The sequence below is a fragment of the Paenibacillus marchantiae genome, from assembly GCF_028771845.1.
Lineage (GTDB): Bacteria > Bacillota > Bacilli > Paenibacillales > Paenibacillaceae > Paenibacillus > Paenibacillus marchantiae.
Genome location: NZ_CP118270.1, coordinates 1,006,613 through 1,023,425 on the forward strand (window position 1 = coordinate 1,006,613; position 16,813 = coordinate 1,023,425).

General features: G+C 45.7%; 19 protein-coding genes. 7 read left to right on the forward strand and 12 right to left on the reverse strand.

Features of this window, described 5'->3' with window-relative positions; genetic code table 11:
• Window positions 1-75: 75 nt before the first annotated feature.
• The 3 genes from PTQ21_RS04555 to PTQ21_RS04565 form a co-directional block, all read right to left on the reverse strand.
• On the reverse strand, window positions 76-768 hold the full coding sequence (locus PTQ21_RS04555) for a hypothetical protein (RefSeq protein WP_274568973.1): 693 nt from the start codon (window positions 766-768) through the stop codon (window positions 76-78).
• Window positions 769-804: 36 nt separating this feature from the next.
• Window positions 805-1,743 (reverse strand): macrolide 2'-phosphotransferase, encoded by a 939-nt coding sequence (locus tag PTQ21_RS04560; RefSeq protein ID WP_274568974.1) that lies wholly within the window; start codon window positions 1,741-1,743, stop codon window positions 805-807.
• A gap of 125 nt (window positions 1,744-1,868) precedes the next feature.
• The gene (locus PTQ21_RS04565) at window positions 1,869-2,054 is read right to left on the reverse strand and encodes a hypothetical protein (RefSeq protein WP_269054257.1); all 186 of its coding nucleotides are present in this window, start codon (window positions 2,052-2,054) and stop codon (window positions 1,869-1,871) included.
• Window positions 2,055-2,435: 381 nt separating this feature from the next.
• On the opposite strand from PTQ21_RS04565, the gene PTQ21_RS04570 reads away from it, so the two are divergent.
• The 3 genes from PTQ21_RS04570 to PTQ21_RS04580 all read left to right on the forward strand — a co-directional run bounded on the left by PTQ21_RS04570 (window position 2,436) and on the right by PTQ21_RS04580 (window position 6,237).
• Window positions 2,436-3,881, forward strand: coding sequence for a DEAD/DEAH box helicase (locus PTQ21_RS04570; protein WP_063565829.1), 1,446 nt, complete (start codon window positions 2,436-2,438; stop codon window positions 3,879-3,881).
• A 287-nt stretch (window positions 3,882-4,168) separates the two neighbouring features.
• The gene (locus PTQ21_RS04575) at window positions 4,169-5,986 is read left to right on the forward strand and encodes an AbfB domain-containing protein (protein ID WP_274570441.1); all 1,818 of its coding nucleotides are present in this window, start codon (window positions 4,169-4,171) and stop codon (window positions 5,984-5,986) included.
• 173 nt (window positions 5,987-6,159) lie between these two features.
• The gene (locus tag PTQ21_RS04580) at window positions 6,160-6,237 is read left to right on the forward strand and encodes a hypothetical protein (protein ID WP_090809446.1); all 78 of its coding nucleotides are present in this window, start codon (window positions 6,160-6,162) and stop codon (window positions 6,235-6,237) included.
• On the opposite strand, the gene PTQ21_RS04585 is transcribed toward PTQ21_RS04580, so the two are convergent.
• The 4 genes from PTQ21_RS04585 to PTQ21_RS04600 all read right to left on the reverse strand — a co-directional run bounded on the left by PTQ21_RS04585 (window position 6,232) and on the right by PTQ21_RS04600 (window position 9,033).
• Window positions 6,232-6,810, reverse strand: coding sequence for a hypothetical protein (locus tag PTQ21_RS04585; protein WP_274568975.1), 579 nt, complete (start codon window positions 6,808-6,810; stop codon window positions 6,232-6,234). The two genes, PTQ21_RS04580 and PTQ21_RS04585, sit on opposite strands and share 6 nt — an antisense overlap.
• A gap of 27 nt (window positions 6,811-6,837) precedes the next feature.
• Entirely contained in the window at window positions 6,838-7,395 is a 558-nt protein-coding gene (locus PTQ21_RS04590; RefSeq protein WP_090952527.1) for a class I SAM-dependent methyltransferase, read from the reverse strand.
• A 212-nt stretch (window positions 7,396-7,607) separates the two neighbouring features.
• A complete protein-coding gene (locus tag PTQ21_RS04595; RefSeq protein ID WP_274568977.1) occupies window positions 7,608-7,874 on the reverse strand; it encodes a CD3324 family protein in 267 nt (88 codons plus the stop codon).
• Between the two features lie 259 nt (window positions 7,875-8,133).
• On the reverse strand, window positions 8,134-9,033 hold the full coding sequence (locus tag PTQ21_RS04600) for a helix-turn-helix transcriptional regulator (RefSeq protein WP_274568979.1): 900 nt from the start codon (window positions 9,031-9,033) through the stop codon (window positions 8,134-8,136).
• Between the two features lie 74 nt (window positions 9,034-9,107).
• On the opposite strand from PTQ21_RS04600, the gene PTQ21_RS04605 reads away from it, so the two are divergent.
• On the forward strand, window positions 9,108-9,641 hold the full coding sequence (locus tag PTQ21_RS04605) for a dihydrofolate reductase family protein (RefSeq protein ID WP_413640775.1): 534 nt from the start codon (window positions 9,108-9,110) through the stop codon (window positions 9,639-9,641).
• A gap of 112 nt (window positions 9,642-9,753) precedes the next feature.
• Here the strand turns inward: PTQ21_RS04605 and PTQ21_RS04610 are convergent, their stop codons facing one another.
• The 4 genes from PTQ21_RS04610 to PTQ21_RS04625 are packed head-to-tail and all read right to left on the reverse strand — an operon-like array spanning window position 9,754 to window position 12,455.
• Window positions 9,754-10,878 carry an SGNH/GDSL hydrolase family protein gene (locus tag PTQ21_RS04610; RefSeq protein ID WP_274568981.1) on the reverse strand — a complete coding sequence of 375 codons (1,125 nt, stop codon included), beginning with the start codon at window positions 10,876-10,878 and terminating at the stop codon, window positions 9,754-9,756.
• A gap of 50 nt (window positions 10,879-10,928) precedes the next feature.
• The gene (locus PTQ21_RS04615; protein WP_274568983.1) at window positions 10,929-11,411 is read right to left on the reverse strand and encodes an SRPBCC family protein; all 483 of its coding nucleotides are present in this window, start codon (window positions 11,409-11,411) and stop codon (window positions 10,929-10,931) included.
• 53 nt (window positions 11,412-11,464) lie between these two features.
• Window positions 11,465-11,833: a DUF4180 domain-containing protein gene (locus PTQ21_RS04620; protein WP_274568984.1), complete on the reverse strand. Its 369-nt coding sequence runs from the start codon at window positions 11,831-11,833 to the stop codon at window positions 11,465-11,467.
• Window positions 11,834-11,858: 25 nt separating this feature from the next.
• Window positions 11,859-12,455, reverse strand: a complete 597-nt coding sequence (locus PTQ21_RS04625) for a TetR/AcrR family transcriptional regulator (RefSeq protein ID WP_064641550.1) — start codon at window positions 12,453-12,455, stop codon at window positions 11,859-11,861.
• A 206-nt stretch (window positions 12,456-12,661) separates the two neighbouring features.
• Between PTQ21_RS04625 and PTQ21_RS04630 the strand changes: the two genes are divergently transcribed.
• Window positions 12,662-13,420, forward strand: a complete 759-nt coding sequence (locus PTQ21_RS04630; protein WP_274568985.1) for an MBL fold metallo-hydrolase — start codon at window positions 12,662-12,664, stop codon at window positions 13,418-13,420.
• 37 nt (window positions 13,421-13,457) lie between these two features.
• Here PTQ21_RS04630 and PTQ21_RS04635 read toward each other — a convergent pair whose 3' ends face one another.
• A complete protein-coding gene (locus tag PTQ21_RS04635; protein WP_274568987.1) occupies window positions 13,458-14,780 on the reverse strand; it encodes an ATP-binding protein in 1,323 nt (440 codons plus the stop codon).
• A 171-nt stretch (window positions 14,781-14,951) separates the two neighbouring features.
• Between PTQ21_RS04635 and PTQ21_RS04640 the strand changes: the two genes are divergently transcribed.
• Together PTQ21_RS04640 and PTQ21_RS04645 are read left to right on the forward strand one after the other, a co-directional pair.
• Window positions 14,952-15,449: a DinB family protein gene (locus PTQ21_RS04640; protein WP_079697042.1), complete on the forward strand. Its 498-nt coding sequence runs from the start codon at window positions 14,952-14,954 to the stop codon at window positions 15,447-15,449.
• A gap of 252 nt (window positions 15,450-15,701) precedes the next feature.
• The gene (locus PTQ21_RS04645) at window positions 15,702-16,772 is read left to right on the forward strand and encodes an SDR family oxidoreductase (protein WP_064641544.1); all 1,071 of its coding nucleotides are present in this window, start codon (window positions 15,702-15,704) and stop codon (window positions 16,770-16,772) included.
• The last annotated feature ends 41 nt before the right edge of the window (window positions 16,773-16,813 follow it).

Consider the following 16,813-nt stretch of genomic DNA (forward strand, 5'->3'; position numbering starts at 1 on the left):
AAGACCTCCTCCACAATGCATGTGGAAGAGGTCTTTTCTTTTTTTGGATTTTAGAGCCATACGTTACGTGTTCACCTACCCCTGCGCCAAGCTTCGAACCTTTTTCACAAACTGATCCAGCTTGATTCCATTCGTTTGTTTGGTGAATTCAAGCGCCTCGTTGGAGAACCCCTCATAGGCAGAAAGGACATAATCCCCATTGACGATATAGTACATACCATAACGAGAGAAGAAATAACCTCCATGTTGCTCGGACCCTACTCCCTTATTGATCGCTGTAACTATTCTCTGACCAGGCATAAGTTTAGGCTCGAGCGCCGCAAACGCTGCGTTATAGAACAGAAACGTCTCCTTGGCTACATCTCCTCCTACAATCACTTCGTGAACCTTTACTTTGTAAGAGACGAACTCAGCTTCGTAGGGAGTCATTCCCGTATTCTCCTGCTTTTCTGCCATTTTGCTTTCAGGTGTATCTGATTCAGTGGTCAACACCATACTGAGATTCGGTAGGACGTTCACAACCTCTGCCACAACAACTGCATCTGAGAAGTCCATGATTTCTCTAAAGGTCACTTTTTTCATCCATGGAGTCACGAGAGACTGTGGCGATAATGGGTAGTCCTCCCTCAGTTCCTGTAACCGTTCTGGGGAGAGAACATCTAAAAAATCTGATTCATCATTCGAGTTAGAAAAAGGGGCCGAGCAACCCAATAGACCGACTGTTAACGTGATTGCAAACAACCAACACACTACACGAAGTTGTATCACGCACCCTTCTCCTCCTTAGCGTTTACTCGCCTTGTATTAATCCCGCTTGACGTTCCAGCTTGCAAGCATACCTCTCGCCATTTCCATATTCGACTCTTCTCCAGTGATTAACGCAAACTGTGCAACGATTGCCGGGTATGCCGCCCACTGCTCCCGAATATGCTCCAGCATCCGAGGCCACACCCTTCCACCTGCCTTCTCATAGCGATTGAGCAAATCCCGCAAGCCTTCCTCTTCGAAGAGTGCATAATAGATGACAAAATCCTTACCCGGGTCGGCAATCTCCGCCTCAGTCCAATCAATCAGTCCGGTAACCCGCTGGGCATCGTCGACGATAATGTGCGGTGGATGCAAATCACCGTGATTGAACGTGGAGTGCTCAGGCCAATAGCTGTCCGTTGTCAGCCACGCTTGCCACCGCATGGTCAGTTGATCTGGCACCTCAAAGCTTTGTTTAATCCCCTCAATATTGGCTGCAAAAGCTTTACGAGCTTCTGTAGGCGTCTTGCTGCGCACTCCGCCCTTTATCGCCTCATCAGGATCAATGTTGTGCAATGCGGCAAGGGTAGCAGCGAGCGAATCGAAGAAATCATCGGATAAGCTTTCCTGTGGAAATCGCCATGCGTACCCTCCCCCTGCCGGATCGACGACCGCAATCGGTTCTCCATCAAGTAAAGGATAAGCGATCAGTTCCGGCGTACAAATCCGCCACTCCGGTACCTCTACCGGAAGATGGCTTTTTACAACCTCCAGCACCTTGCGCTCATTTTCAGCCCGCTCCCATACATCCTCACGCCGTGGCTGGCGCAGTATCCACTGTTGTCCCTGTCCATCGGTGGCAAACGCTACCCGAAAGTCCATACCTGACTCGTTAATTTTCATGGATTCCTCAGCAATATGAAGCCCGTTCTGTGCAGCTAAAGATTTTAGTTCCTTTTGAAATTCAAACTGCTCATTCACGTTCGATTTTGTCATTTCAGGATTTCCCCTTTACCTCAATAAAATAAAAAAACACAGACATCCATGCCTGTGCAGTTCATTTCGGATATTGGGTGTACCTGAATGCTCGCAGAAAAATAGTAGTACACTAAAGAACCACTCTAAACGAGTGTTTCTTTAATGACTAGCGGCATACGTGTAAATAGGCAAACCGATCCCGATGAGCTGCACACAGGCAGAAACACAGCAAGCGCAAACAAACGTTTCGCCATACTATCTCCATCGGATAAAATTTGCCACACGTATCCCTCCGTTCCGTAAGTTACCCATATGTTAACATATTCCATTTTTTGATTCCAGCTTAAATGGTGGTTTTTTGTTATTTTTTCAGCGATGTGTAGGAACTTTGTTGACTCAGAAACCGTAACTGTCCCTTTGGATGGAGCCTTCTTCCGAGGAATCCTACAGCCCCGAACGTGCCGTAGAATTATGGGACTGGAGTTCAGAAAGAGTTGGTTTGCATCATACGATTTAAACATCATTGTGAATTACTCCGTTAACCTACCTGCATATAGAGTATAATGAAGAGGTATACGATAAATGTACGGTGCAATGCTTGTATATAAGCATATTGCATAATTCGATTCCAAACGCTCCCGTGTATAAGTCGCTTTAAGGAATTATGCAATATGCTCTTGTATTCAAAACTAACGTAAAAGAGGTTAACGATGAGTAAGCAACAATTTAAAGATTATGGACTTGGCGAAGAAATCGTAAAAGCGCTGGATAGCCTGGGCTATGAAACCCCAACGGAGGTTCAAACCAAAGTTATTCCAGTAGCCCTTGAAAATAAAGATCTTGTGGTCAAATCCCAAACAGGCAGCGGGAAAACAGCCGCCTACGGCATTCCAGTCTGTGAGCTGGTAGATTGGAACGAAAATAAACCGCAGGCTTTGATTCTCACGCCAACCCGCGAGCTGGCTTTGCAAGTGAACGAAGACATTACCAATATCGGACGCTTTAAGCGTATTAAAGCAACCGCATTATACGGTCAGTCCCCTTTTCATGTTCAGAAAGCCGAGTTAAAACAAAGAACACATGTCGCTGTAGGTACACCTGGACGGGTATTGGACCATATCGAACGTGGCACCCTGCCACTGGATCGGATCTCATACCTTGTCATTGACGAAGCCGATGAGATGCTGAATATGGGCTTCATCGAGACGGTACAATCCATTATTCAAGCACTGCCTAGTGAGCGAGTGACGATGTTATTTTCTGCGACGTTCCCTGAAGATGTAGCCAAGCTGTCGCGCAAATACATGAACAATCCGGTCGAGATTGAGATCAAGGCAAGTGGTCTTACCACAGCCACGATTGAACATGCAGTCATTCACGTGCCAGAGGTGAACAAAACGGCGCTGCTTCAGGACCTGTTTATTGTTGAAAATCCAGATAGCTGTATCGTGTTCTGTCGTACGCAGGAGAACGTGGATAAACTGTTCCGTGTCATGGCTGACCTCGATTATCCAGCCGATCGTATCCACGGAGGCATGGAACAAGATGAGCGCATCGAAGTAATGAATGCATTCAGAAGAGGACAATTCCGTTATCTGATTGCAACGGATGTTGCCGCACGCGGGATTGATATCACGAATATTACCCATGTCATCAACTACGATATTCCTTTGGAAAAAGAAGGCTATGTGCACCGTACAGGTCGTACGGGTCGCGCTGGTAAAACAGGTAAAGCCTTTACCTTGGTTACCCCGAAGGATGGCAGACGTCTGGCCGAGATCGAATCGTATATCGGATTTGCCATTCCTGTCGTGAAAGCTCCTTCCGAGGAAGCTGTTGACCGTCGTCGGGAAGAGTTCGAGAAGCGTTTGAAGATCGTGCCTGAACGCAAAAAGGACAAGCGTGAACAGTTGAACCAACAGATCATGAAGTTGAACTTCAACGGAGGTAAGAAAAAGAAACTCCGTGCGGTAGACTTTGTAGGCACCATCGCCAAGCTTGAAGGCGTCACTGCAGACGACATCGGGATCATTACGATTCTGGATAATGTGACGGATGTAGAGATCCTGAACGGCAAAGGCCCACTCGTACTGGAGCTCATGCAGAATACAACGATTAAGAAGATGCAGCTCAAGGTTCGCAAAGGTCATAAATAGATTTTGAACCCGTTTAAATAGAGTGTTATTCCAAAAGGGATCGTAGCTTATTTTATAAGTCTACGATCCCTTTTTTATATATTGAATGAGGTAAATGACTCGCTATCGCCGCTATATTCAGGATAAAGTTCCATTTGTTCATCAGGGTACACATTGTTCACTTGTACAAGATTCCATTTTTATTACACTAAATATGTAAACGCTTCACAAAGGACCGATATTAGGAGGTGTACGTAATGGGCAACAGGAAAGCAGTCTGGTTTCTGGTCTTCGCGCTCACGCTAACCATGTTTGGTGTTCTTCCAGAACGGACCAGCGCGGCAAGCGTGACCATCACCAACGGTTCCGATTGGCTGGATACCGCAGGCAACCCCATTCAGGCCAATAGCGGAAACATTCTGAAAGTCGGCAGCACGTATTATTGGTACGGAGAGCATGCGGTCAGCGGTAAGTTTGACAGCGTTAATGTCTATACTTCAACCGATCTGAAGAACTGGACGTTCAGCAATGCCATACTGACCAAGGATTCGGCCACCGAGCTAGCCTCCAGCAAAATTGAACGTCCCAAAGTCATCTACAATGCCTCCACGAAACAGTATGTGCTATGGGCGCATTATGAGAACGGCACGGACTACAATTTGGGGCGGGTCGCGGTAGCAACCAGCAGCACACCAAACGGTAAATTCACGTATGAGGGAAGTTTTCGGCCTTTGGATTACGAGTCACGCGACATGACTGTTTTCGTAGATACAGACGGTACAGGCTATCTGATCACAGCTTCCCGCAAGAATGGCGGGGCCAATGATACCATGGCTATTTTCAAAATGAACGCCAGCTATACCGGTGTGGAATCCTTTGTGGGTTGGCAATTCGATAATGCCTACCGTGAAGCTCCTGCCGTTGTGAAAAAGGGCAATCGATACTACCTCTTCACCTCCCAGGCTGCTGGCTGGTATCCAAACCAGGGCGCGTATGCAACCGCATCGTCCATGACAGGCACGTGGTCCGCTCTTACACCTTATGGCAATCCATCGGCCTTCGGCTCCCAGATCCATGATATTGCCACCATTACAGGCAGCAACACCACATCTTATATTTATATGGGCGACCGCTGGAATCCACTCAATCTTGGTGAACATAAACATATCTGGCTTCCTTTAACCTTGAACGATTCAAATGGAACCGCCTCACTGGAATGGTACAAAGAGTGGAATATCGATGCTGTAACAGGCACGGTAACGCCACCTTCTCTTGTTAATCACGCCCAAGGCAAAACAGCTACCGCCATCTCCACAGCCTCCGGCTCATCTGCATCCAATGTCAATGACGGCAACTATCAGACTTCTTGGGCAGCATCGTCCAGTACTTGGCCAGCTTGGTGGCAGGTCGATTTCGGTGCACCGAAGACCATCACAGAGATCGATATCTCCTGGTTTATGTATAAAGGATCGGAAGGCTATTATAAGTACAAAATTGAGATCAGCAACGATGGCGTCAACTACTCCACGCTGGATCGAACCAGCAACACCACCTATGGGTTTACGACCGACGCTGTTCATTTTACCGCCCGGTATGTACGTATCAATATGGTCAACGCTGTCCTGTGGAACAATCCGGGTAACTGGTACACCCCAACCCTGCATGAGGTCAAAATGTTAGGCCCAGCAACACCTGATGCGACGAATTACAGCCGTTTCAGCTCCTTCAATTATCCGGATCGGTACATCCGTCATTCCAACTTCACTGCACGGATCGACACCAACGTCTCACCTGTACTGGATTCCCAGTTCCGCGTCGTACCCGGCTTGGCCAGCTCTACAGACATCTCACTGGAGTCTATCAACTTTCCTGGCTACTTCCTGAAGCGCAACGCCAGCAACAAAATCGTACTTGAGGCATACACGGATACCGCCACCTATAAAGGAGATGCCACATTCCTGAGCAGCCCCGGCTGGGCTGACAGCTCCAAAGTATCCCTCCAGTCGTACAGCCAGCCCGGATATTACATCCGACATTACGACTACGTATTGCAGCTGGATGCCATCAATGCTTCCAGCAGCACAACGGTGAAGGGTGACGCCACGTTTGGGCGAACCGATTTTTAGTTTAGCGATCGGAGATGAGAATGAGCATCCACATCTCGAAAAAAGGCCGCTTCTTCAGAACTCATACTGAAGACGTGGCCTCTTTTGCTGTATAAAATTTATGATTGGTGTGTACCTACTTGAAGGGGCGTATCTAGGTAAAGTATTCCTTAACACTCAGGGGGCAAAGCCTGATGCCGATTCTCGAGGAAATATGCAAATGGGGAGTACACAACGTACCGGACTCACAGACTCTAAATGAATTACTATGAATTATTGATGATCTCCAAGAATGCCTTCATATTGTATGTGTCGTCCTGAATGCGCCATTCCCCTTGTTCTTGTAAAAAGGTAATCTCCCCTTCTAACGGAATGGTCTTCGTTTCTTCTCCATCATAATTCGTAAATACTAAATTTAGCGTGTACTCCACGAGCATCCAATCATTTTTACTTTCTTTCATCTTCGCTTTTATATCTTCAGCATGCAGTGACGCATCTTCTTTGTCTGCCAACTGGAATGGTAAACCCATACTAGTTCTTTCAAGATTCCGTTCAGTCAGGAAGGGCTTCAAAATCTCTTTCTTGGCTAGCACCTTTTCTACGGTTAATAGTTCTTCACCCTTCGTGTTATCGACTGCAAACTCCGCTTTTTTATAATCCAAGGTCATTTCAAGAGCCTGCTGCTCTTCCTGGGCCGATGCCTTTTGGTTCGTCAATATACTCAACTGACTCGTTGAAGATGGAGCTGGCTCTTGAATATTTTCGGTTTTTTTGGACTCGTTACACCCCATCATTATGATAGACATCATAGTAACTGTTCCGATGATATAATTTAATTTACGCAAAATCATCCTCCATCCTGTGCGTTCTTGTTATCGACTACAGCTGAATACATAAGCGGGCGGCAGGTTACGGTACACCCTTGTCATGCTTACGTTTTCGAAAAATTGCTTGAGCAATCCCCGTTTGAGTAACGTGTACTGAAAAGTAATGAACTTGCCATCTTTCTTCAAATATTGCCTTGATTTAGCTAAAATGTCCAGTGATACCTCCGCAGGCAGACTCGCAAAAGGCAGTCCGGATACAATGTAATCAACCTTGTCGAGTCCATATTGTCGTAAGTGCTGATCGACATGCACGGCAGAATCGTGAATGATGTGTACATTCGGAAGATGACCGTACTTTTTGCGAAGTAGCCGGCAGAAGCGGGCGTTGTTTTCAATCAGGATCAGAACCGTCCCTGGCTGCATGTTCGCAAGCAGCATTTCCGTAAACACCCCCGTGCCCGGCCCATACTCCACAATGCATGATGCACGGTCAAATTCGATGTCTTTCACCATTTTTGCTGCTAGATATTTTGAGCTGGGGGCAATTGCTCCAATCCATCGGGGACCCTGGATGTATTGCTTCAAAAAGGATAACCATTCCATGCTGTCCGACCCCCTAAGTTGATTTCTGAGATCCGTATAGAATTCATATCTGAAGAAGCAGTCGATGAAACTAAGAAGAATAATGAAGATTTGCGACCTTGGCATGCTATATCATATTCCGGAAGGACAAACCTTGCGAATACTGTGGGTTAAAAACGTAGAAAACACAAAAAGCCACATTCGATTTCTCGAATGCAGCTCTAACCCTTAAATCACTTTTTGGAATATACAATTTTCTTGATACTATCGATGGACAAACAAAATTGTTCTGTGAGTTGGTCGATGGACATGCCCGCAGCAAATAACTGGCGGATCTCATCGTTCCTTTGCTTCAAAATCATTCTGCTGCCCGAATTCTCGCCCCACTTTTGATGGGTTTCCTTGGGTTTGGAGATGTACACCATTCCACCAGGGATATGGCGCTGGATCTCCTTTAGCAATGATTCCGGAAAGATCGTGTCTGCGTTAATATATTTCATATTTGCTCCGCTCCTTAAAAGTTAAGATCTTTAAGGCAGCAGAGTCAACCGATGAACACTTGTTATACGCATTATAGTGGTGTGGCGGAAATAGATTTCAAGCTCTATACAAACAACCGCCGTTGTTCATCGCATGGACTCTGCATAGAGCGGATCGTGAAACTTCTTATGAATTGAATCATGGTAGCCCCCCATTCTAAGTTACTTTCATGGTACTCTTATATGTTCCATATGAGAACACGATATCCTTTTACAACATTCAATACTGATTCAAACTCCGTTCGAGCATCTCTTTCACTTGTTGTTGCAGCTCCAGAGGCTCAATCACCTTCACTTCAGGCCCATAGGAGAGCAGCTTCCTCGCTGTAAAAGGAAACTCCTCATACGGAACTAGTCCTCGCCATTTATTACCTTCAACCGACTTGAACAGTACATCTGATCCTGCCAATCTCGCCCCAAACTCCGTGAATTGCAGCACGACTCCTACGCTTTCTCTGTTTTCCTTATAATTTAGCCACTCTTGCAAAGTAGGAACCGACTCGTCGATGGAATCCAGCATAACCAGCTCCTGCATGCGATCCACCCGATACAACAGCACCCGATCCTTCCTCCGGGCTGGCATATACCAATACCCGTGATCGTAATAGATGCCTATGGGGAAAGCCTGTACTTTTTTATGTCCCTGCCGGGAATGATATATAAATTCAATCTCTCTTTGATCTACTGCCGCGCCTAATATCTCTGTTGTTACTGCCTCGACCTGTACAGCATGATGTTGAAGGAACGTAATGTGCTGCCTCATCCGTGTAATCAGATCCTGTACATCCTGAGGTAAAGTTGAATAATATTCCTCGGCGAGATGCTCACGTATCGATCCATACGGAAAATCCGGGACGTTCTCCAAATATTCAATCATCATAAACAACCCCAACGCCTCATGCTGTGTGAGTTGAAGAGGTGGCAAAATCCGATTAGGAAGCACTCGATAACCCCCGTTCACTCCGACCTCCGTATACAAAGGAAAGCCCAACTCCTGCAGATCATTCAGATCTCGCTGGATCGTACGAATCGACACCTGAAAACGCTCCGCCAATTCACGAGCCGTAAATTTCTTTCTCGAATCCATGAGTCGCATCAATGCGAGTTTTCGATTATTCATGTTCACCCCGCCTAACTACGTCAACATTTGTCATAGTTGGAGTGTATCATACATTTTAGAAGGGAGCGATTGATATGTCTAACAATAAAGTTGTGTTATATATTGCGATGAGTCTGGATGGGTACATTGCAAGACCGGATGGTTCGGTGGATTGGCTGTTTGATGTGGAAGGCGATGGCGCCGATAACGGGTATGGCGAGTTCTATTCAACGATTGGATCGGTGGTTATGGGACGTCTTACGTATGAAGAGGTGCTCAAGCTGTCAGAGGATTTCCCCTATGCGGATCGCCCGACGTATGTACTTTCCCGTTCCAAACAAGCCCCTGCACCACATGTACAATTTAAGGACGAGGCTGTGGAGAACCTGATTACCCGATTGAAGCAAGACTCCAGCGGTGACATTTGGATTGTTGGCGGAGGCCAGCTGGTGCAATCCGTTCTGGAACAACAACTGCTCGATGAGGTTGAGATTGCCATTATTCCAAAAATCCTTGGCCAAGGAATCCCCCTATTTCCAACAGGGACGGTACCAACCCATTTCAAAATGATTCATACACAAACGCTGGGGCAGATCATTTCCATCCGCTATCAGGTACAAGGGAAGTAACTTTAGCGTAGTTAACACATCCCTTTCGATGTATAAGGTGTACTAAAAGAAGAGCCAGGCCTCTCTAACTAAGAGAGGTCTGGCTCTTCCGATTTCAAATGTAAATTAAAATTTATTTTAAAATTTCCTTTAGATATTCCGATAACGCATCAGCAGTTCTTCGATGAGATAACTCACCCGGATGGCTTCTGGCGCCTACCGTCTCCTCGGTCGTATTGGGAAGCTGTATAACCGTAACTTTTGTATCTCCAGCCTGTTTCGTATACGCGTCAACAGCACGATAAATCGCTGGCATCATCGGGAACCCAAGCATGCCGTATGCCCATAAGAGATGCGCCTCAGGATTGTTTTTTCGAAGTTGAATTAGGAAGCGGGTCACGGCATTCTCAAAAGCAGCAAGATCCTCTTCATGGTAAGTCCCGTCTTCGTTCAGGCGTTGCTTGTACACCTTTCCGGTAGCGGGGTCCTTCCATGCCGGACTTTGAAAAGCTCCTCCATCATTGCTTCCCAGGTTAATCACCACTACATCTGGCTGCCAGGCGTTAAAATCATGCTTGTCCCCTGCCCCAAGCGCTGCGTTCTTATCTCCGGTCACCAATCCACAGACTTGCTCGTAATAATCAGGGATATTGGCATTCGGATTGTTATCCCAACTCGTCAGCACACCCCAGCCGCTCTGGGAGATGACGCGGTATTCTGCATTCAGCGCTTCTGCTGTCATGGCCGTATAATTATGTATGGCACTGAACCACATCGGAATCCAATCCTCTTCCGCTTTGGCCCCGATCGCACCTTCTCCAGATGTAATACTGTCGCCGATAAATTCAATCTTGTACGGTTTTTCCTCTACAGGCACGAAGACACCATCTGATTTCACCGCATGAATCTGCAAGGAACAGCCCGGATCTCCATTCATGGCCTGTACATCTTTGACGATGCGTACATTTTTCACCACATTCTCGTTCATTCCTCGGAATATGCAGACCCAATACCTTCCTGCTATTAACATCTGTCTGCTCACCGGGACTCCGTTAATCAGAATGCTGATCCAAGGTTCATACAGGTCATAATCAGACTCGATTTCTACCCACAACTCAGAGCCTTTTACATGAAGTTCAACCGCGCTTCCAGTCCAAAATAAGGTTAAGGGCGACCGTTGTCTTGTCGTTCTGCCATGTACTTTAAGATTGCTGACATCAGACAATGCGTACGTTTGTAATTTCTCATTAGCCTTCACGATGTATTTCCTCCCGCATGATTATTGCCCCAAAGGGCAGTCTCATATGACTAGATTTTGAGAAAATCGTCTACATGCTTCTGGTATTGCTCGTACCAGATTTTCCATTCTGCTTCACGAGATTCCAAGGTACGACCATCCAGTAATGCCTCAATGACGTTCAGGCAGACATGCCACCCCGCTAAATCTTTAGGTGTATGGCTTGTGATGTGATGGATGGTTTCGAGCAGCAACAGACGACATCCATTCGGCTCTGGATATAGCTCAAACCGAACCCGGTCTTCTGCCCAGGTATATTCGAGAACAGAGCCAGGGATAAGCTCGATAATGTTGAGTTCCTTAAAGGTACCATCCGGCATATTAAACTTGATGCTTCCACCTTCCCGAAGATCCGTTACTTCGAGTTCGGAGAACCATTTTGCAAGCTTTTCGTTTTCCGTCAAAAAGGACCATACATCCTCCACAGCGTGCTTCCAATGACATTCAAAACAAGCCAGGGTGCCGTTCGTTACTCGCTTCAAATCTGCAATCATAATGGTACCTCCTCCATAAGGATAGATCATGACTTACCACTCTAAATATGAAATTAATCGATATTATGCAAAGCCTGAAGTGCTTCCTCTTTGTTTTTCAAAAAGAAAACATGCTTGCCATGGTTGCACTCATAGATGAAGTCTCTGAGGCTTTTGCTGTTGTATCCGTCAAAATCTCCGACTATAGCAAGTTTCACCTGGTAATTCACGTATTTCTGCAAAATATCACCTGCAAGTTTGGTCTTCAGTTCGAAGAAATCTTCCGTGAGGTTGGATTTATCAATCAAGATTTTATGTGCGTCATCTGTATAGTTCACGGAGGCCATCAGATCGAGAGCGTCTTGAACATTGTTAATAACGATGTTATTGCTTTCGATGATGGCAACCCTGGAGCTGCCCTGTTGATCAATAGTTATATTCATTTTAACCCACCTTCCCCTTATAACATTATTGGATTAATATTCGGTCATCCATAAATTGAGTGATATGAAGTACGGCATGCCGAATATACTTGCTATCTTCATAAAGCTTGCTTAACATAACGCCCCCCTCGATAATGGCGATGATGTTGCTGCTCACTTCCTCCAGTGCAATATCTGCTCTAAATTCCTTTTGCTCCATACCCTGAATAAGGACCTGTGTCAGCTCATTCAGCAGATTGGTCATGGCATGCTGTGCCCTTTCTTTCAGCAAAGGGTGTGCATCATCACTTTCAACCGCAGTATTTAGTAGGGGGCATCCCCCTTCCAGCGTATTGTTTTCCATCATATCAATATAAACGCCGCATATGGCGAGTAGTTTGTCTTTGGAACTTGTGACGCCTTCAAGAGCCTGTGAGTGGAATTGCAGCATCTGTGATACCGAGTAATCAAAAGCAGCCAGTGCTATCTCATCTTTACTTTCAAAATGATTATAAATCCCGCCCTTGCGAACGCCGCAACGTTCTATAATCTCAGACAGGGAGGCACCGGTGTATCCCTTCGTGTTAAAAAGTGCTGCCGACTCACGAATAATATGTTCTTTGGTAATTTGGCCTTTGCGCAAAATGCTCCCTCCGTTCCCATTCATACCGATTGGTCTTAAAATATCATACGCCTATGGCTTAATACAAGCACGCATTCATACACAAGGTATACATGAAAACAAAAAATCAAGGATGTTGCATGAGAAGCACGTTTTATGCTATTTTAAAACAGACCGGTCGGTATTATTTTAGCAAATACATGTTATATCTAAGGAGAATATTCGCCATGACGCTAACCATTCAGCATATCCGCCATGCTACCTCCCTGATCACCATACAAGGGAAAACGATTCTGCTCGATCCAATGTTAAGTGATGCGGGAGAACTTCCGCCTATCCCCTTCACACGTCATATTCATAGAAACCCAACTGTTCCCATATCTGTGCCACTAGAAACTTTCGAACACATTGATGCGATCCTCGTTACACATTTGCATGTTGACCACTTTGACAAAACGGCAAAGAAGATACTCAACAAAAAGATACCTGTACTTTGCCAGCCGGAGGATCAACAACGCATTATATCGTGGGGGTTCGAGAATGTATTCCCTATCGAGCAGTTCAGACACTGGGAGGGTATAGATTTTACAAGAATTCGTGGTCAGCACGCAAAAGGGAACATCTCCAAACTACTTGGCCCCGTATCCGGGTTTATCCTGAAGACACCTGACGACGGATCGTTGTATATTGTGGGTGATTGTGTCCTTACAGATCAGATTAAGCAAGTGTTCGAGCAGCACAAACCCCGGATATGCATCGTCAATGCACCCAACGCTCAACTGTTATTTGGTTCCATCATTACAATGATACCCGAGGATATCGGTACAATCCTGAAGATTTCACCTTCCACCAAAGTTGTCGCTGTACATATGGATGCCATCCGACATTGCACTTCATCAAGAAAGGATCTATTACAGTATATAGAACAGCAGCAGTTATTAGATTCAGTCGTGATTCCTGAGGATGGAGAATACATTTACTTTTGAAATATAAAGACTGGCACAAAATAACGCCCTGTATTCATCACCCACGATCTGGATAGAAAGCGTCGTCTGCACCGTCCTCATTAATAAGATTGGCTTTTGGAATGGATACAACAAATGAGGAGCCCTTTTCGCCTTGCGGCGCTGATTTCACGCTAATTCGGCCTTCCAGAGACTGAACGATATCACGTACATGGGACAGGCCAATTCCGGTTGCTGCAATGCCCACTTCATTGAATTTGGTTGTATAACCCGGTTCGAAGATCACGTCTCGCTTTGCCTCGGGTACACCTTTCCCAGAATCGATAACCATAAATTGCACATCGGCTCCCTCTTCCAATACTCGAACCCGAATTGTTCCGTCGTTCTTAATAGCTTCCACGGCATTGGCGATCAGATTATTCATTACAGTTAAGAGAGGAATATAGTAAGGGGAGTCGCAATCATATTGTTGCTCGATATGGATTTCAATCTTTTTGTTCAACATTTCACTATATTTCCGATTTCCCTTGGTCGCAAAGTTCAGTACCTCGGAAAGGCTCATATTCACTGATTTTTCACTATCGTACAATTTCAACAGACCTGCAAGGATACGTTGGGAGTCTTTTTTGACCTCATGAATCTGTTGAGCAATGCCGAGCGTCCGCTGGCTGTATTGGTTCAAGTCCTTCTCTCTGAGATCGCGATAAAGGTCGTAGCTGTCCACGGCAATGCCTTCAATCGTATTCATGGCTTTTTTCAGATAAAAGACTTCACCGTACAGACCTGAGTTAACGCTCAGCATCTGCTCCATCCGCTTCTCCTGCTCAGCATGCAGCAGTCGCATCTGCCTCACCGCAAAGCTGTTATACAGCCCGATGATAAAGTAGCTTCGCAAACCACCGAGCACCAGCAGATAAAGCCATTCTTTCATATAAAAGATATTGGTCCCACTCAACACACCGCGAATGAATAGCTCCACGAGATTAGAGGAAAAATCAATACACGTAATCAATCCACCTAGCACAAGAGGCGGTATCTCATGGAATCTGTTCTTGAGTTTGCTGAGGCCATAGGTGAACACGACATAATACATTCCCGCGCCCAGATTATCCTGCATGCTTTCGATGATCGAGATCGAATTCACATGATTCAGTAAGTCAGCCGATTGAAAAATGAAGTTCGCAATCCCCGCCAAAATCCCCGTCTTCACATAAGACAGATGCGGCATAAGCATCAGCAAAAATAAAAGTATACTTACACCCAGACCAATCCGGAAGTAATCTTCTCGAAAAGGATTTATTTTAAAAAGCGCTCCCGCAGCTGTGGCAAAAGCAACTGCAGTCATTTGCACATTTTCATTACGAACCCAATTGCGCATCATATTCCACCCACCATACATCCGATTAAGTAAAAATACTAACATATGAAGAATCCTTTAGAAATCCTGTAGCTTAAAATAGTTACACATTTTGATTTGGCAAAATTTAATTGTATACTATTAATTACACATCCATTAAGCTCAACCAGATGAACAAAGAGAGGATGATTTCACATGTCGGAAACCAATCAACTGTTCGGACAAGCCCTAGTCAAATCACTAGTCGGAGAACGCGGACATATTCGTATTGCACGCGCTCTACCGGACATTAGCGTAGAACTAGCTAGTCGCAAACATGAACATATGCCATACAGTATCTATCAATTGGTGAAACATATGCATTACTGGCAACAATTTATGTTGGAGCATTTGGAAGGAAGAAAGCCGCAGCTTCCAGCGAATGTGATGGAGAGTTGGCCAGAAGATACGGGTCCTCAGGATGAAGCAGCGTGGGAGGCAGATATTCAGGCCTTCCTGGACGGGGTAGATCGAGCAGTAACGATTGCCGAAACGGTGCAGTTGGATGATTCACTGCCGTATTTCCCAGGAGAAACCAAAGCTGGACTTTTGCGCAACATCGCATCTCATAACTCGTACCATCTGGGCGAGATTGTGCTGCTGCGTCGCTTCTACGGGGCATGGCCACCACCAGGAGGCGGTTTCCCAGCGTAACCCTATTTACCATCCGATCAATTGGACGAATTTACAGACACATACATCTAAGCTGTGAAAGGACGATTGTTCCTTTTACAGCTTCTTGTGGTTATAGGCAAGTGACATCCATTGAAGTGCAGATTATAACGCTCATATCCTGCTCCAGGCTCATATATTACTTCAAAGTACGTATATGACTTTGAGGTGCGTACTTCTCATCCTTCTTTTTCTGACCCACAATATGAACAGAAGAAGAGAGGAGCATGTCCATTGAAAACCGAACAATTGGTTACCCGTTACACCGCGCTTGTCATCGGTGCTGGAGGTGTCATTGGAAGAAACCTCATCGATTATCTGATGACACTTCCGCAATGGGATATCATTGGTGTATCTCGCCGCGGAGGAGAAGATGCCCCCAAGTTACGTTATATATCAGCTGATTTACTGAACGAAGCAGACACACAAGACAAACTGAGTCATTTAACGACCGTTACGCATATTTTCTACGCCGCGTATCAGGATCGCCCAACCTGGGCCGAATTGGTACAGCCCAACTTGGCCATGCTCGTCAATGTGGTGAATACCATAGAACCGATCGCTCCAAATCTCCAACATATTAGCCTAATGCAAGGTTATAAAGTGTACGGTGCACATCTGGGTCCATTCAAAACACCTGCCAAAGAAACAGATGCACATCATATGCCCCCTGAATTCAATGTCGATCAGCAAATGTTTCTCGAGAATCGGCAACCCGGAAGTAGCTGGACCTGGTCAGCCCTGCGCCCGTCAGTTGTATGTGGATTTGCCCTGGGTAATCCAATGAACCTTGCCATGGTTATTGGCGTTTATGCGTCTATCTCCAAGGAGCTTGGCTTGCCACTTCGATTCCCTGGGAAACCAGGAGCGTATCATTCGCTTCTTGAAATGACTGATGCCACATTGCTGGCTCATGCAACTGTATGGGCAGCAACCGAACCTCGCTGTGCCAATCAGGCATTTAATATCACCAATGGCGATCTGTTTCGCTGGAATGAGCTATGGCCCAGAATCGCTGCATTTTTCGAATTGGAAACCGCACCTCCACTCCCCCTCTCACTTGCAACAGTGATGGCAGATAAAGAAGATCTTTGGAAATCCATGATTGAAAAGTATGGTTTGGTAAACACCCCTTATGATGATGTCTCTTCCTGGGTATTTGGTGACTTTGTCTTCTCGTGGGATTATGACTTCTTCGCAGATGGTTCCAAAGCTCGCCGCTTCGGATTTCATGATTTTATTGACACTGAGGCTATGTTTATGGATATTTTCAGAAATCTACGTGAGCGCAAGATCCTTCCGTAAAGTAAATAAAATGCATAATAAGCCGATTCGTGAATTCCAGA

Excerpts from the sequence above, each read along its gene's own strand:
- PTQ21_RS04560 (WP_274568974.1), bottom strand. The coding sequence starts at position 1,743 with ATGACAAAATCGAACGTGAATGAGCAGTTTGAATTTCAAAAGGAACTA.
- PTQ21_RS04565 (WP_269054257.1), bottom strand. The coding sequence starts at position 2,054 with ATGGAATATGTTAACATATGGGTAACTTACGGAACGGAGGGATACGTG.
- PTQ21_RS04570 (WP_063565829.1), top strand. The coding sequence starts at position 2,436 with ATGAGTAAGCAACAATTTAAAGATTATGGACTTGGCGAAGAAATCGTA.
- PTQ21_RS04575 (WP_274570441.1), top strand. The coding sequence starts at position 4,169 with ATGTTTGGTGTTCTTCCAGAACGGACCAGCGCGGCAAGCGTGACCATC.
- PTQ21_RS04580 (WP_090809446.1), top strand. The coding sequence starts at position 6,160 with ATGCCGATTCTCGAGGAAATATGCAAATGGGGAGTACACAACGTACCG.
- PTQ21_RS04590 (WP_090952527.1), bottom strand. The coding sequence starts at position 7,395 with ATGGAATGGTTATCCTTTTTGAAGCAATACATCCAGGGTCCCCGATGG.
- PTQ21_RS04595 (WP_274568977.1), bottom strand. The coding sequence starts at position 7,874 with ATGAAATATATTAACGCAGACACGATCTTTCCGGAATCATTGCTAAAG.
- PTQ21_RS04600 (WP_274568979.1), bottom strand. The coding sequence starts at position 9,033 with ATGAATAATCGAAAACTCGCATTGATGCGACTCATGGATTCGAGAAAG.
- PTQ21_RS04605 (WP_413640775.1), top strand. The coding sequence starts at position 9,108 with ATGTCTAACAATAAAGTTGTGTTATATATTGCGATGAGTCTGGATGGG.
- PTQ21_RS04615 (WP_274568983.1), bottom strand. The coding sequence starts at position 11,411 with ATGATTGCAGATTTGAAGCGAGTAACGAACGGCACCCTGGCTTGTTTT.
- PTQ21_RS04620 (WP_274568984.1), bottom strand. The coding sequence starts at position 11,833 with ATGAATATAACTATTGATCAACAGGGCAGCTCCAGGGTTGCCATCATC.
- PTQ21_RS04630 (WP_274568985.1), top strand. The coding sequence starts at position 12,662 with ATGACGCTAACCATTCAGCATATCCGCCATGCTACCTCCCTGATCACC.
- PTQ21_RS04635 (WP_274568987.1), bottom strand. The coding sequence starts at position 14,780 with ATGATGCGCAATTGGGTTCGTAATGAAAATGTGCAAATGACTGCAGTT.
- PTQ21_RS04640 (WP_079697042.1), top strand. The coding sequence starts at position 14,952 with ATGTCGGAAACCAATCAACTGTTCGGACAAGCCCTAGTCAAATCACTA.